A 14,718-nucleotide genomic window follows, 5' to 3' on the forward strand; every position below is an offset into this window, starting at 1 on the left:
TATTATTTTCCCTTAATGAAATTCATTTCTCATCATCAGTTGGTTTACGAACGTATTGTAACATTCGTTTATCACAAGCACCAAAAGTTCTATAGTTTAATCGTGCTTGAACTAAAGTTAAGCCGCCATTTGAGTCGCTTTCTTCATTTTCACTGTTAATAAAAGTGTCAATTTCCCAAAAACAGACTGGGCAAATGAAACCATCAAACTTATTTCCATCAGTGTCTACTGGAATGGTTAAATAACCACAGCAGGAGCAAGCTTCTTTTTCATATATATTTTCCGTTTCTACTGGTTTTATTTCTACAGGTTTTGTTTCACCGTAGTGTGTATAGCTTGCTGTTGGTATATATTTTTTTGCTTTTTTCATCTCATCATCTCCCATACAGGTTATATAAAGCGTCATATATATATATTTCTTTGTGTGTTTTTTCCAGCCTGTCAAGATCATTTTCAACGTAAGCGGTTAATAACTAGTCACCTTGACAAGCTATTAACCGCTTACGTATTTTCAATGTCTAAATCGCCTTTCGGGGCGATTGCGAATCACTTGAACCCAATCACGCAGATGTTTTTTTATTTTATATCAAGTCAATATCAGTTTTGAATCAAGACATATCATCTCGAAGCGCGTCAATGATATTTTCTTTTTTTATCTTGCTGATTGCATACAGCATTGTAATGAACACCACAAGGAACACGCTGAACACGCTGATTCCGATACTGCCCCACGGCAACACAAAATCGATATCGTCCGCACCGCCGCTGACCATCCCTTTGTAAATCAGCCAAGAAGAAATTATCGCTATGGGAAGCCCGAAGAGCAACGCCTTCATACCATAAAAGGCACACTCAAAATTCATCATCTTTTGGAAATCGCGTTCAGACATTCCCACAGAGCGGAGCATGGCAAGCTCTCGTCTGCGCAGTTTGATATTCGTGGAAATCGTATTGAACACATTGGCAACCGCAATCAGCGAAATCATAATGATAAAAGTATAAGCAAACACGTTGGCAATGAATATCATATTGCGGTTATCATCAAGCATTTTATACATATTGTACAGCTTGTAGTTGGCTGTAATCCCCTCAGCTTGAATCATCGTTTTCATTTTAGCCACCGACTGTGTGGGATTCTTTGACCTAAAGGTCAAGCCCTTAATAGCCACACGGGTATCGGGGGTTTCAAACTTCTCTTTGAGCGAATAAGGGACCATCACCCTAAAAAAGAACGGATTCTTCGCCCCGGAATTTCCTAGGATCGGGAGTGTATCAGGTGGCACGGTCTCGACAAGCTTAATCCTTACGTTTCGCCCCTGTTCCATCTTCGGTTTACCATTTATTTGAGGAGCGATGGTAAAATTCATGGAAGAACTCTTAAACATATTAACAAATTGGTCAGACTCCTCTCCCTGATTGCTGTGGCCTTTCATTTTGGCAACAGCAATCATTTTCGTATTTTTACCGGTATATTCCTCTGGGGGCAAGCCCATGTTTTTGATAATATTCAGATAGGCGCTGTCATCAAGAAACTGGATTTCCACTGGAAGATTAACTGTTTCGTCCGGCGAATGTGAACCCGCGTATTCCCAGTAATAGTTTGAAAGCTCCCTTGCTTTGGCAGCACATGAATACCTCATAAGTCCTTGATAGGAGCTTTCGTAAACACCGTCGGTTGTTTTTAGTTTATCGTAAAGTTGCAACATTTTACTATCTTCCATGTCCTGTGTTACAAAACCGATGTCATAAGTAGTATGTACTGCGGCCTGCTCCGACCTCTGTTTCAAACACGTTACAAAAGCACTGGTCGATATAAACAGCACTATGCTTAAAACAAGTGATAACACAATGCTGCGATAGCGTTTCTTGTTTCTTTTAAAATTCTTTAGAGCAAGGGTTCCCTCCAAACCGTAAATACGCTGCGCAAATTTTGACATTTTTACAGCCTTGGCTTCAACTTTGACCTCGTTTGTTTGGCGAATACATTCCATCACAGGAGTGCTTGCGGCCTTCCTTGCTGGAATATAGGCCGAAATTAAAATAGTAACCATGCTGACCACAGCCGCGATGACAATCGCCGGGGCAGATACCGTTAAGGTTAAAGGTACGGTGTCGTATAGAATGCTCCCAAAATTTTTGGCTACAACGGAAAGCACAAGCCCAATGCTGCATATGCCAACGATAACGCCAATCGGTATGCCGACCGCACTGATACAAAGCCCCTCAAACAATACGGAATTTCGCAACTGTTTTTCCGTAGCTCCCACCGACGATAGAATCCCGAATTGGTGTGTGCGTTCATTCAGTGAAATATTAAATGCGTTATAAATCAAAAAAATGGAGCCTATCATGATAATGACCACTACAATGCCGCCAACCGAGTACAGAAGCGTATTGAATATATTATCATCGGAAAGGCCCATGAAGCGTAGAACATTATCGTTGAAGGCGTAAGTATAGTTTTTAGCTGTGCTGCTTGCGTAAGCGTGAACACCACGGGGGTTTTTAAGACTAATAAATAGACTAAAGTTGTCCCCTTTGTATTGTGAATCTGCTTTTGTTATCAAGGTATATCCAGGTGCGGAAGATTTCTCAAAACTTGGTCTTTGGCAGATACCGACAATTGTGTAAGTTTTCTTATCTTGTGGCACAAGAGTTTCGCCTCCGGAAGTGTAAGTATCCTGTTGACCGAGATTCTTGTTGCCATTCATACGTCTTCCCACAGCAAGTGAAATGGTGTCGCCCACCGAGAGTTTGACGCCACCTTTTGCTGCTATGCTCCCCGAAACAACAATCTCCCTACTGTTTTTCGGCAATCTACCTAAAATCAGGTTTATGGGCAAGGTATCAAAGGCTTTCTTGCTAAATCCGGCTATAAAAAGATACGGTTTTTTGGGGTTTTTCCCTCCCTCAAGTTTTCCGTAGCCGATATTTTCAAATGCCACGGCATTAGCGACTCCCTCATCGTGGGTTCGTTCCTGCACGAAAGAAGAAGGTACATCCAAAAATTCAACGTGCCAATTGCCGTATTTTTGGGCCGCACCATTTGCCATATAGTTCAGTAGGGAAATTCCAAAGGTAGCCACTGCTGTAATCATGGCAGCAGACAAAATAACTCCGATAATCGTTACAAGGGTTCGTGTGCGGTTCTTTTTCAGTCCTTGCAGAGCGACTTTGTTAAAAACGTTCATTACTGTGTCACCTGCCTCTCATCTCGAACTACTTTACCGTCTGCTATACCGATAATACGGTCTGCCTGCAGGGCGATATTTTCATCATGTGTAACAATGATAAGGGTCTGATGATATTTCTTATGGCTTTCTTTCAGTAGACGGATGATCTCCTTTCCATTGCGGCTGTCCAAACTGCCAGTTGGTTCATCGGCCAGCATGACCGCCGGTGCGTTCATCAAAGCGCGACCGATTGCAATACGTTGTTGCTGGCCCCCGGAAAGCTGATTCGGCAAATGAGTTTTACGATCTTTTAGTCCAAGTAATTCCAATAAATCATTTAGTCTTTCCTCGTTGACCTTTCGTTTGTCCATCAGAATGGGCAAGGTGATATTTTCTATTACATTCAAAGTAGGAATCAGGTTATGAAACTGGTAAATCAGTCCCACCTGACGCCTGCGAAAAATGGCAAGTTTTTCATTGCTTTGGGCATATATATCCTGCCCGTCCAAATATACCTTTCCGCTTGTTGGAACATCTACACCGGCGATGGCGTGAAGCAATGTGGATTTACCGGAGCCAGAGGAACCAATGATTGCGGTAAACTCTCCCTTTTCGATTGTAAGCGAAACATGGTCAAGTGCAGTAACTTGGTTTTCGCTCTTACCGTAGACTTTGCATAAATCTTCAATTTTTAAAAACTCCATTATGTGAGCCTCCTTTTTTATGTTTTACCCATATAATAGAACTTTCACCTTACGTTTCAGTGACTTTCAGGTGAGAGATTTGTCACTTTTGAAAACGAATGGAAAATATGGCGCCGCCCTGCAGGTGATTTTTGGGGGTAATGGTCCCTCCCTGTCGTGTTATAATCATCTTGCAAAGAGCCAAGCCGATCCCGTATCCTGTGGCACTTGCGTTTTTCCCACGATAGAACCTGTTGAACAGACAGGGCAAATCTTCTTTTTTAAAGCCTGCACCGCTGTCGTGGATGGTAATCTGGGTAAACAGGGGGTTGTCCTCACAAATAATATCAAGATTCCCATTATTTCCTGCGCTTTCCATACAGTTTTTGATGACATTTTGAATTGCTTCTGAAAGCCAGCCTAAATCTCCCAAAATCTTTATCCCTTTTGGCACGTCCATTTGTAAAGTAATATTGTGCAGTTCCATTGGAATCAGAAGCGGGTGAAGTGCGGCATTTATCAAGTGGTTCACATCGATTTGTTCTCTTTTAAAAGCCACAATGCCCGCGTCCAAACGGGATAATTTCAAAAGGGAAGTAATCAGCCAATCCATCCGTACAAGCAATTCCTCCGTTTCCCTTAGTAAATTTTTACGCTCATTTTCATCAGGGTTATTTGCTAACAATGATAGAATGAGGTTCACTGATGTGAGCGGGGTTCGGAGTTGGTGAGCTATGTCAGCCAGCGAATCGGCAAGATGCTCCTTTTCTTTTTTTAGGGCGTCGTTTTGCTCCCGAATACGCAGCATCATTTTTGTTATCTCGCTGTGCAGAATGGAAAGTTCGCCCTCCTCAGATTCACCAATATACAGATGATCAGCATTATGAAGCACAAGATCGATTTGATTTGAAATCCGAGCAATGCTTTTGTATCGGGCTTTGGTAAACGCGAAAAACGTTGTGCCAAAGGCGATAGCAGAAGCAATTGCAAGGATTCCCGCAGCCGTATTTATTGCAAATCCCAGCATTACAGCAGCTGCGGCCATTAAGAAGAACAAAATGGCAAATTGTCGAAACTCTCTATTCCTAAGCATACTCGTTCCCCAATCTATACCCTGTCCCACGAACAGTTAGAATAATTTGTGGTCTTGCTGGGTCTTTTTCTATCTTCTTTCGTAAGCGTTTGATGTACACGGTTAGTGTATTGTCATTGACAAACTCGCCTGCAGCGTCCCATAATTCGTCAAGTAGCTTGCCCCTCGTGATAATATTTTTGGGGTTGTTAATAAACACCAGCAACAAGCGGTATTCTAATGCTGAAAGAAAAATCTCGCTTCCGTTTTTTTTCACAACGCCGCTTGTCATATCCACATGAAGCCCAGAAATTTCAAAACCCGACCCGGAACGCCCGCTTTTTCGCAGGGCAGTTCCAATTCGCGCAATCAATTCACGGGGACGAAAAGGCTTGGTGATATAGTCGTCTGCGCCCATGTTCAGCCCGGTAACAACACTCCCCTCATCGTCGTAAGCTGTTAGAAAGATAACGGGAATATCTTGCGCTTCTTTGATTTCCGTGCAAACTGTAAAGCCATTTCCGTCAGGCAAAGAAATATCAATCAACGCCAAGTCAAATTTATTCCCGGCAAGTGCGGCAAGGGCTTCACTCCGCGTAGGGGCGTGAGTGACTGTAAATCCCTCCGAGCGGAGCAAAAGCACAAGATTTCTGGCGATTGCCTTATCGTCCTCAACCAAAAATATCCGTTTCATTTATTTTCACCATCCTTTACTTTACTACTCCTATATCGTCCGTCAGCCGGTTTTTCAGCGTTAACCGAAACAAGCCATGTATTTCCCCTTTTTTTAGCTCCCTTAATCCGTCCGGCAGAGCAATGGTACACTACCATTCTGTCTGTGATTCCCCAATTTTTCGCTGCTTCTTTTGTCGTTATATAATCCATGCTCAATCCCTCCAATGCTCTTAATATATTTCTTTTATCCAAAATATACAACTAATTATTATGACTTATTTGTAAGCGGTTAATAACTAGTCACCTTGACAAGCTATTAACCGCTTACAATTATACCATATAAAATCTTGCATATAAGTAATATAAACCTAATTGAAGTATACAAAAAGAACTTTATATTAGTTTTCAAAAACAAATAGAGCTGCTAATTCAGCAGCTCCAATATTTATACCCTATTATCCTATTCACTTATGTCGTACTTTTTTGCTATTGTGTCTTAATTACTTCTAGGATTATTAATCTTTTAAATCATGATTTAAGAAAATAGTGACGGAACTCCTATTGTTAAATAAGCAATATCAGTATACTAATAAATTATAGATCAGTTAGTTCTTCATACTTTGAAATAACTTGATTTACTATTCCATAGTCAATTGCTTCGTAAGCATTTAACCAATAATTTCTATCTGTATCTTTTTCTACTTTTTCTAACGATTGACCAGTAGCCTCACTAATGATGCTATTAATTCTCTTACGTAATCTCAATATCTCTTCTGCCTCAATACCGATATCTGTAGCTGGACCATTGAAGCCACCTAATGGTTGATGTATCATATACCTCGTATTAGGTAAAGAATACCTATCTTGTTTGTCAACAGCAAGGTAGATTGTGATACCGGCACTTGCAACCCAACCAGTACCAATTACAATAACACGCGGTTTAACAAACTTAATCATATCATGAATTGTATCACCAGCTTCAACATGACCACCTTGACTGTTAATAAATAACTTTATAGGTTGATCTCCCATTTCTTGTAGAATTAAAAGTTGTGTAGTTATTTTTTCAGCTAAAGCTTGATTTATCTCTCCAGAAATAATGATTGTTCTGGATTGCAATAGTTTTTCTAGTACTAAGCCAGAAGCTTCTTTTTCTTGTTTTTCCTCTTGATTATTCATAGTATCATTCTCCTATCAATTAATATATTTAGATTTGATAATAATGAAACTATTACCTTTTTAACCAATTATAACATAATTATCCTATGAATTATTAATTGAAAGATAAAAACGCCCACTTATGGTATAAGCAGAGAACAGAAAATATCTTGATATAGTTCTTCCTTTGAATGTTTGGCAGGTTCATATTTAATATAATCTATTATTATTAAGGAGTTCTAATTTGCTGAAATTCGTTGCCATTTGCTGAGTAACACTATAAAATCTATATATATTGAATCGAGGTGAGATGATGAAGATTGAAAGATTGTTAGGAATATTATTTTATATAATAAATAGAGATAATGTTAGTGCAAATAATTTAGCTGAACATTTTAATGTTTCTCGAAGAACAATTATTCGTGATATAAATACATTGACATTAGCAGGGATTCCAATTTATTCTGAAATAGGGTCCAAAGGTGGTTATTCAATTAATCGTGATTATAAATTGAATGAAAAAATAATTGATAATGCCAACTCTGAATATATTCTACTTGCGCTGCAAAGCTTGAAAAGTGTTTATGGTGAAAGAAAGGTTCATGAAACATATGAAAAAGTAAAACATATATATTCTGATAAAAATAATAATCATGCACTAAATATTGATTTTTCTATAGTAAATGAGAACAGAAGTATAATTTCCTATATTTCTATGTTAAAAGAAGCTATTCAACATAATAAAACAGTCTTATTTCAATACACTAACCTCAATAGTGACACTCGAATAGTTAAATGTAATATCATACATGTTTTCTATAAATGGTACTCTTGGTATGCTTTTGGTTATGATTTAGAGAAAAGTGATTTTCGCATGTTTAAGATAGTAAGAATGAGAAATTTAGAAATAAGTGAGGAGTATTTTGATAATGATTATGATGTAGCAAAGCTACTTGATGATTATGAAGAAAAAAGAGATAAACACAATATATATGTTACTATTGAATATTCTAAAGAAATCGAGGCTTTGATTAATGAATATTTTCATGGTGATGTTATCAATGTGTCGGAAACATCTATAGTTAAAAAGGTTACTATAAAAGAAAATGACTTTATTATGTTTTCCATCATTTTAGGTTTTGGAGAAAAAATTAAAGTTCTTTCACCTTTATCCTACCAGCAAAGAATTAAGGAACATTTGAAAAATACTTTAATAAAAAATTATGAGAACAGTGACATATAGGTGTCACTGTTCTTATGCTATACTGTTTTAAAATTAATTTAAGGAGGAACAGAATGAAGAAAATTATATATCTTTACATTTTAGAATCTATGGCTGAATGGGAAGTTGGCTATATTCTACAAGCTATTAGTATGGAATCTATGTTAAAAAAACAAAATAACGAGTTTGAAATTAAAACTGTTAGTACTAGTAAGAATCCAATACAAACAATTAGTGGATTAACTATCACTCCAGACTGTTTATTAGATGAAATAGATGAAAATAATATGGTTGCCTTACTTTTGCCTGGTGCAGAAACATGGAACAATGAAGAAAATAATCAGATTTTACAAAACGCCTTATCATATATAGATAAGGGTATTCTTGTAGGGGCTATATGTGGAGCTACACTTGCTTTGGCTGATTTAAAAGTTTTAGATAAATTCAAGCATACAAGCAATTCTTTAGATTACCTAACATTATTTTCAAAACAATATAGTGGTAAAGGGTTATATGTTAATTCTCCAGCTTTTGTAGATTGTAACTTGATAACTGCAAGTTCAGCAGGAGGTTTGTTGTGGGCAAAACACATTATACAATATTTGAATGTTTTCCCTTGTGAGATTATTGAATCATGGTACAACTATTATTCTACCGGTGACCCTAAATACTATACAGAGCTTATTTCACAGAGTATTTAACCTAAGTAGTGAAGCTATAACAATATTTTTAATGTAGGATTAAATTTTTTTGAAAAAGTGTTGACTCTAACGCCACGTCATAGTGCAATATATATGTAGAGCTTACCTATATTAACAAAAACTCACAGCCAGCGGAGTATTAAATAGTAGTGATAGCTCTAAAATCAAACTTTGAGGTGCAGTAATGAGAACAGTAAAACAAGTTTCGGATTTGACAGGAATAAGTGTGCGCGCACTACATTACTACGATAAAATCGGATTATTAAAACCAAGTGAGATCACAGATGCAGGTTACAGACTTTATAACGAAGAAGCTCTTGAAATCTTGCAGCAGATTTTATTTTTTAAAGAACTTGATATTCCTTTGAAGGAAGTTAAAGAGATCATGGTTAGTGCTCACTTTGATAAAATGAAAGCACTAGAAAATCAAAAAAAGTTGCTTATTTTAAAACGCAATAGATTAAATGGTTTAATTGAGCTTATAAATAAAACATTAAAAGGAGAAAATACAATGAGTTTTAAAGAATTTGATATGAGTGAATATTTTAATGTTTTGGAAGAGTTTAAAAAAGAACATGAGAATAAAATCATTAAAAGTTGGGGTAGTGTAGATAAATATAATGAATTTATTGAAAAATGTAAATCTAATGAAGCTGAAATTGCTAAAATTGCTATAAAGCAATATGGAAGTATTGAAAAATATGCTAAAGCTATAAAGAAAAATTTTAATAGTGATATAGTAACTATAGCAGAACAATATGATGAGTTTAAAAAAGATTGCTTAGAGGATAAGCATCCTAAATTAAAAGAACTATATAAAAAGCTTGTATCTGATTTAACTAAAGATCCTTCTTCAAAGGAGATTCAACAAATTGCTGAAGAAATATCAGATACAGCTAGAAAAGATTATGAACTTTTCAAAATGGATAAGGGAGACAATCATTGGTACTATATGGTACAAAATTATTTATTAAATCCTGAGTGGATAAAAGAAGTTGATAAGAAATATGGAAATGGTGCCTGTAAATTTATTGGAGAAGCTCTAAAAAATTATTTGGGAGATAAGCAGCCTAAAATAAATATACTATATAAAAATCTCACATCTGACTTAAGTAAAGATCCTTCTTCAAAAGATATTCAACAAATTATTGAGAAAATTGCAGATATAACTAAAAAACAACAAGAATCTTTAAACGTAGATATGGGAGATAACTATTTGGGGTTTACGGCTGATCTTTATTTATCAAAGCCTAAGTTTATCAAAGCAATCGATAAGAAATACGGCAGTGGTGCATCTAAATTTATTGGAGAAGCTTTAAAATTTTATTCTGAAAATAACAAGTAATGAATTAAAAGCTGTCAAAAAGATACGTTAAGCAGATAATAGGATAAATACATAATATATTATAAAAAAGCACTTATAAAAAGTGCTTTTTTAGTTCGTATTATCAGACTAGTATGTATCTGTTAAAACATTATTCTTTTTTTATTTTCAAAACATCCAGCTCCTTGGATTATATAGATATGTATCAAAACATTACTTCGTAATTTCTTTAGAATATGTGTTAATAATAGCAAAGATTATGCTCATTTTGCAAGTGTAGATAGTCCTTTTTCGGCTATTATTTTTTGAAATTTCTTATCAGAAAGAATATCATTTGTTACAAATTCCCCATTATAAAACAAGCTATATGATGTAAAAGGAGTAGGAGCGTTTTGTGCCTGTTCTGTGGTTTCAAAACGAATGGTCTTAAATTTGATGCCTTTAGCTTTTGCAATTGCTTCTATAATAGGCACATATTTTACGGTAAAAGGACATTGGTGTGCGTAATACAAAACAAATCCACCTTCACTAATTACAGAATTTCTTACTGTGTCCTTAAATTTAGGACATGACGCATTTTTCTCAAAAGGAAGATACATAAGCTCATAATAGGGCTCGGCTTTATCGACCACCTTAAACCCCTTATGTTTCAAAAACTTAGGTTCAGCAAGATATGGTCTTTTCTTGTTGGATGACAGTATAACAAGTCCTTTTTTACCTTTTTCTTTACTATCTTTGATACACTCATCTAAAAGTAAAGTAGAGTTGCCTTGTCCTTTGAATTTTCCTGAAACCCACAGGCAATCAATATACATATATCCCTCTGCATTAATTGGACACCACGCTTTTTCGGCTGGTATATACTCAATGAAACATTTGCCTCTAACATTACCTTTTTTGAAAACAAGCCCATCACTAAACCGTTCTGCCAGCCATGCTTTTTTTGATGCAACCTGACAGTCTTTGTTGTTTGTAATAGCACAGCATATATGTTCTTGTTCTAAATTTTCACTTGTAACTGTTATTATATCCATATTTATTTCCCTCATTTTCCTATTATATAAATAACCTTTGTTACACATAATTTTGCTATTATATCTTAACTACTTTCTCAATAATTTACTTTTTACATCATTATTTAAAAATATTGTGATGTTGTAAACTTATATAAAACATATAATACGAAATACTATTAAAGACAACTATTTTAGAGGTGATAATAAAATGAAAAAAATATTTACTATTTGTTGTTTAACAATGTATTTAATATGTTTTTCTACTAATACTAATGCAATTTCTACTGAACCAGGAAATAATGCTAAACAAGGCATCCCTTATAAATATACTCCTACTGAAGGCTCTGTAGAAGAACTATATAAAGATATAATTGTAACTCTTCTTGAACCTTACATTACCGATGAAATAACTAAACAATATGGTAAATTGCTTCAATATGATTTATTTTCCGTAGAATTTTTAAAAATAGAAAGACCAACATATAGTGCTTTCACTTTTTTAATCAAACTTCAAGTAGACCCATTTGTTGGAGCACACAATACTATAGGCATTGATGAAATTATTATTAGAGTAAGTCCAGTTAAAACTGAAGTTGAAAAATTTGAGCATATTAAAAGTTTTCCAATTCCACCACATTTAAAAAAATACTATGAAGATTTAAAATTATAGTTAGACTAAAAATACATTTTTGTTTACACATAGGAGTTTGATAATAAGTCAATAGTTGAAATTTGTTACCAAACTTCTTATTTTATTTGTGTCGTATTATCTTTAGATTATGTAATAAATGCTACATGAGCTTATGCTCATTATCTCACAGTAATTTTTCATATAGTCTAAACCAGTTCAACCCGTAGTTTCCAAGTCCTAAGTCAACTGTATCAATATATTTAAAACCACATTTTTCATACAGCCTAATGGCAGGTATATTACCTTCGTAAACATCCAACCTAATTGACTTAGCTTGTGATTTAATACTGTGTTCAATACAAAAGTCCATTAATGCTTTGCCTACACTACATTTCAAAAATTTTGGATGCACTACAAATGTATGTACAACAAAAACATCTGAATAGTCAGACTCAAATTCCCATTTAGCTTTATAATATGCAGGTTCAGGTTCATGGCTTAGAATAATAGAACCAATGATTTTCCCATTATGTTTTGCTACATAGAGATTACCTTGTTTAACTCCATCAATTGCATTTTGCCTAACAGGATATATACCCTTTCTCCATCCAGGATAGTTTACTCCTTTTGCCAAATGGTCATTCAAATCGTTATAAAGCTGTTCTAATTCATCAATATCATTTGCTTTTCCTAAATCAAAAATGATATCCATATGTGTATCCCTCCGATCAACGTAAAATATAAATAATCTTCGTAATAAAATACAATTTCGTCTTAACACATTATATCTTCTTACGAGACACTTTATTTAAATTACGTAACTATAAATACTTGTACAAGTATACCAAAATAAACTAAAGTTTTATAAACATATACTGGAAAAGCATTTTCTCTAGTTAGTTATAATTAGATGGCATAAATAGAGGAGAGAGGACTATTTTAAAAACAAAGGATAAGGTAAAAAGTGATAACCTATATTAGCGCTTTTAGTGGTGAGACGTAAAATTTTGCTATTGCGTATTAACTATTTCTTTGATTTTTAACCTTTTGTATCATGATTTAAGAACATTATGAATTAATATAACTAACTATTTCATCTATATTCTCTTTTTTCGTAAAATCTACTGGTTTTTCTAAAAAGGCAAGCATACCTATTTCATCAGGTATTAATTCTTTTTTCTGCTTCTTTTTAATCTTTATTTTCCAACTCAATAATGTCATAAGCACTTTATCAAAAGGTGGTAGTTTATTATAGTTAAACCCACCTCGCAAATAGAAAAACTCAATATGTTTTTGTTGGTCTGAAGTAAAATTCTTGTTCCTAACTTCCTTTATTACTTCTTCACTTGATGGAGAAGCCCCCGAAGCAAAAACAACTAATTTTTTGGCTTTTAGTTTATCAATGTTTTTCGTAATGAACTTGACACCAATAATACCCACTGCATGCAAACTACCACCATAAACCACGGTATCATATGTTGTTAACATATTGATATTAACTTTTGAAACCTCAAAAATATCCGCTGATAGTTCTTCTGCAATCCATTCTGCATAATTCCTTACAAACCCTGTTTTTGATTTATAGACTACAATAGTTTTCATTATTTTTAACTCCTCATTAATTTATTGTTGAACGTATAATATTATGCACAATATTATACGATTATGTGTTGATACATTTATACTTGTTAATACACAATTTCTTTATGTTGTGCATTAACTATAGTGCTAAAGATTATGCTCATAATCTTTAGCACATCCATATGCTATCCAGTCATTTTATCATCAAAACACTTCAAATCATTGTCATAAATTCTAATCCAAACGGAAATATAATTAAGAAGTGACTCATAAGAATAACTTTTACTAAAGGATACACCCTCATTTTCATCTCATCATCTCCCATACAGGTTATATAAATAATCTTTACTGTATATAATTTTGCTATTACGTCTTAACTTCTTCAACCTTTTCTTTATCATTAACACTTATTTTCATATTAATTTGCTTGATTTCCTCATATTTAAACACTTTTTTTATTAGAGGACTATATACTTCAAACTCTAGGCAATAATATTCTAAATTTTCTTTTCTATTTTGTTTACTTTCAAGTTCTCCCCATTCATAAGATTTTATGTTCTTCCATTTATAATCTCCATTATTAGTATATATACCATCTTTACATATAATATCCTTATCAAAAATTCTAACTAACCCTACAATACCTATTAAGACTCGTACTATTCCATCATAAAACTGATTCAATCCATGTCCTGCAAAATTATTAACAGTCATAGCTTCTGAATACATTTCATTCTTCTTAAACATATTTGCTAAACTTATTAAATCATCATAATGAAAAAATAACTGCTTCCTTTGGCTTATGTATTTTGGTACTAGAAGCCAATATGCTTGTTTAAAATCTTCACTAAACCTTGCAAAAGAAACAAATCCTAATAGGAATAAAATAATAACAGGAATAATAATATTGTAATTACACTCTCTTAAAGCTATTGCAATGGCTTTATCTTCTCTTTTTATTTTTCTCACTCTACCTATTATTGAAGATAAAACAAATAATATAATAAGTAGAATAAAAGACCTATGTTTCATATAAAAATTCTCCTTTTGTCATCATTCATTAAGAATTTTAATTTTTTCAATATCACTATTCCATTTAAATGATCATTGAACAATATATCCAATTATACCATATAATTCCTTAAATATATAACATATCATATTGCAAACTGCATTCACTAAAACTAAAAAAGCTACTGAATCAGCAGCTCTTTTTGAAATTATAGTTAAAATATAGGTAAACTTAATAAATCAGCTGTACATTACGCTAATTTTACTCAGAACTATTATTATTCATACCTATTTCCCATATAGAGACATGGATAGCCCCTTACATTCCCCGCATTTAGACATTATTATTGGCCTATTTTCAGTAGCTAATGGGGCATTTGTCAAGATACTACACATGCACAATGCACTTTCGTATTCCTAGGTAACTAGCAAATTGTTTTTTCCAATCCAACCTACTCCAGCCACTTTAAA

General features: G+C 34.1%; 15 protein-coding genes. 4 read left to right on the forward strand and 11 right to left on the reverse strand.

All coding sequences use genetic code 11. From position 1 onward, the window contains the following. Positions 1-22: 22 nt before the first annotated feature. From OXH55_RS08515 to OXH55_RS08545, 7 genes are all read right to left on the reverse strand, one after another. On the reverse strand, positions 23-385 hold the full coding sequence (locus OXH55_RS08515) for a CPCC family cysteine-rich protein (RefSeq protein WP_268049449.1): 363 nt from the start codon (positions 383-385) through the stop codon (positions 23-25). A gap of 223 nt (positions 386-608) precedes the next feature. Continuing rightward, on the reverse strand, positions 609-3,191 hold the full coding sequence (locus OXH55_RS08520) for an ABC transporter permease (RefSeq protein ID WP_268049451.1): 2,583 nt from the start codon (positions 3,189-3,191) through the stop codon (positions 609-611). Then, positions 3,191-3,877 carry an ABC transporter ATP-binding protein gene (locus OXH55_RS08525; protein ID WP_268049453.1) on the reverse strand — a complete coding sequence of 229 codons (687 nt, stop codon included), beginning with the start codon at positions 3,875-3,877 and terminating at the stop codon, positions 3,191-3,193. Before OXH55_RS08525 ends, OXH55_RS08520 begins: the two co-directional genes overlap by 1 nt. A gap of 82 nt (positions 3,878-3,959) precedes the next feature. Then, positions 3,960-4,949, reverse strand: a complete 990-nt coding sequence (locus OXH55_RS08530) for a sensor histidine kinase (RefSeq protein WP_268049454.1) — start codon at positions 4,947-4,949, stop codon at positions 3,960-3,962. After that, positions 4,942-5,622: a response regulator transcription factor gene (locus OXH55_RS08535; protein ID WP_268049455.1), complete on the reverse strand. Its 681-nt coding sequence runs from the start codon at positions 5,620-5,622 to the stop codon at positions 4,942-4,944. The genes OXH55_RS08530 and OXH55_RS08535 overlap by 8 nt, the downstream gene beginning before the upstream one ends. Then, a complete protein-coding gene (locus tag OXH55_RS08540; RefSeq protein ID WP_268049456.1) occupies positions 5,619-5,813 on the reverse strand; it encodes a helix-turn-helix domain-containing protein in 195 nt (64 codons plus the stop codon). Before OXH55_RS08540 ends, OXH55_RS08535 begins: the two co-directional genes overlap by 4 nt. A 384-nt stretch (positions 5,814-6,197) precedes the next feature. After that, positions 6,198-6,782: an ATP-dependent Clp protease proteolytic subunit gene (locus OXH55_RS08545; protein ID WP_268049457.1), complete on the reverse strand. Its 585-nt coding sequence runs from the start codon at positions 6,780-6,782 to the stop codon at positions 6,198-6,200. A gap of 292 nt (positions 6,783-7,074) precedes the next feature. On the opposite strand from OXH55_RS08545, the gene OXH55_RS08550 reads away from it, so the two are divergent. The 3 genes from OXH55_RS08550 (at position 7,075) to OXH55_RS08560 (ending at position 10,029) form a co-directional block, all read left to right on the forward strand. After that, positions 7,075-8,004: a helix-turn-helix transcriptional regulator gene (locus OXH55_RS08550; RefSeq protein ID WP_268049459.1), complete on the forward strand. Its 930-nt coding sequence runs from the start codon at positions 7,075-7,077 to the stop codon at positions 8,002-8,004. Positions 8,005-8,057: 53 nt separating this feature from the next. After that, positions 8,058-8,684 carry a DJ-1/PfpI family protein gene (locus OXH55_RS08555; RefSeq protein ID WP_268049460.1) on the forward strand — a complete coding sequence of 209 codons (627 nt, stop codon included), beginning with the start codon at positions 8,058-8,060 and terminating at the stop codon, positions 8,682-8,684. Between the two features lie 184 nt (positions 8,685-8,868). Next, positions 8,869-10,029, forward strand: coding sequence for a MerR family transcriptional regulator (locus tag OXH55_RS08560; protein WP_268049462.1), 1,161 nt, complete (start codon positions 8,869-8,871; stop codon positions 10,027-10,029). A 242-nt stretch (positions 10,030-10,271) separates the two neighbouring features. Here OXH55_RS08560 and OXH55_RS08565 read toward each other — a convergent pair whose 3' ends face one another. Continuing rightward, positions 10,272-11,042 carry a YoaP domain-containing protein gene (locus OXH55_RS08565; protein WP_268049464.1) on the reverse strand — a complete coding sequence of 257 codons (771 nt, stop codon included), beginning with the start codon at positions 11,040-11,042 and terminating at the stop codon, positions 10,272-10,274. 190 nt (positions 11,043-11,232) lie between these two features. Between OXH55_RS08565 and OXH55_RS08570 the strand changes: the two genes are divergently transcribed. After that, positions 11,233-11,694 (forward strand): DUF3888 domain-containing protein, encoded by a 462-nt coding sequence (locus OXH55_RS08570; RefSeq protein WP_268049465.1) that lies wholly within the window; start codon positions 11,233-11,235, stop codon positions 11,692-11,694. 145 nt (positions 11,695-11,839) lie between these two features. Here the strand turns inward: OXH55_RS08570 and OXH55_RS08575 are convergent, their stop codons facing one another. The 3 genes from OXH55_RS08575 to OXH55_RS08585 form a co-directional block, all read right to left on the reverse strand. After that, positions 11,840-12,367 carry a GNAT family N-acetyltransferase gene (locus OXH55_RS08575; protein ID WP_268049467.1) on the reverse strand — a complete coding sequence of 176 codons (528 nt, stop codon included), beginning with the start codon at positions 12,365-12,367 and terminating at the stop codon, positions 11,840-11,842. A gap of 356 nt (positions 12,368-12,723) precedes the next feature. Next, positions 12,724-13,257 (reverse strand): flavodoxin domain-containing protein, encoded by a 534-nt coding sequence (locus OXH55_RS08580; RefSeq protein ID WP_268049468.1) that lies wholly within the window; start codon positions 13,255-13,257, stop codon positions 12,724-12,726. A 345-nt stretch (positions 13,258-13,602) separates the two neighbouring features. After that, the gene (locus tag OXH55_RS08585; protein WP_268049470.1) at positions 13,603-14,268 is read right to left on the reverse strand and encodes a hypothetical protein; all 666 of its coding nucleotides are present in this window, start codon (positions 14,266-14,268) and stop codon (positions 13,603-13,605) included. Positions 14,269-14,718 lie beyond the last annotated feature (450 nt).

It is taken from the genome of Clostridium ganghwense (genome assembly GCF_026735165.1).
In the GTDB taxonomy this organism is placed as follows: domain Bacteria; phylum Bacillota; class Clostridia; order Clostridiales; family Clostridiaceae; genus Clostridium_H; species Clostridium_H ganghwense.

Bases quoted from the DNA above. Each gene is read 5' to 3' on its own strand.
- OXH55_RS08545 (WP_268049457.1), bottom strand. From the start codon at position 6,782: ATGAATAATCAAGAGGAAAAACAAGAAAAAGAAGCTTCTGGCTTAGTA.
- OXH55_RS08570 (WP_268049465.1), top strand. From the start codon at position 11,233: ATGAAAAAAATATTTACTATTTGTTGTTTAACAATGTATTTAATATGT.
- OXH55_RS08515 (WP_268049449.1), bottom strand. From the start codon at position 385: ATGGGAGATGATGAGATGAAAAAAGCAAAAAAATATATACCAACAGCA.
- OXH55_RS08520 (WP_268049451.1), bottom strand. From the start codon at position 3,191: ATGAACGTTTTTAACAAAGTCGCTCTGCAAGGACTGAAAAAGAACCGC.
- OXH55_RS08550 (WP_268049459.1), top strand. From the start codon at position 7,075: ATGAAGATTGAAAGATTGTTAGGAATATTATTTTATATAATAAATAGA.
- OXH55_RS08575 (WP_268049467.1), bottom strand. From the start codon at position 12,367: ATGGATATCATTTTTGATTTAGGAAAAGCAAATGATATTGATGAATTA.
- OXH55_RS08560 (WP_268049462.1), top strand. From the start codon at position 8,869: ATGAGAACAGTAAAACAAGTTTCGGATTTGACAGGAATAAGTGTGCGC.
- OXH55_RS08565 (WP_268049464.1), bottom strand. From the start codon at position 11,042: ATGGATATAATAACAGTTACAAGTGAAAATTTAGAACAAGAACATATA.
- OXH55_RS08555 (WP_268049460.1), top strand. From the start codon at position 8,058: ATGAAGAAAATTATATATCTTTACATTTTAGAATCTATGGCTGAATGG.
- OXH55_RS08530 (WP_268049454.1), bottom strand. From the start codon at position 4,949: ATGCTTAGGAATAGAGAGTTTCGACAATTTGCCATTTTGTTCTTCTTA.
- OXH55_RS08580 (WP_268049468.1), bottom strand. From the start codon at position 13,257: ATGAAAACTATTGTAGTCTATAAATCAAAAACAGGGTTTGTAAGGAAT.
- OXH55_RS08525 (WP_268049453.1), bottom strand. From the start codon at position 3,877: ATGGAGTTTTTAAAAATTGAAGATTTATGCAAAGTCTACGGTAAGAGC.
- OXH55_RS08540 (WP_268049456.1), bottom strand. From the start codon at position 5,813: ATGGATTATATAACGACAAAAGAAGCAGCGAAAAATTGGGGAATCACA.
- OXH55_RS08585 (WP_268049470.1), bottom strand. From the start codon at position 14,268: ATGAAACATAGGTCTTTTATTCTACTTATTATATTATTTGTTTTATCT.
- OXH55_RS08535 (WP_268049455.1), bottom strand. From the start codon at position 5,622: ATGAAACGGATATTTTTGGTTGAGGACGATAAGGCAATCGCCAGAAAT.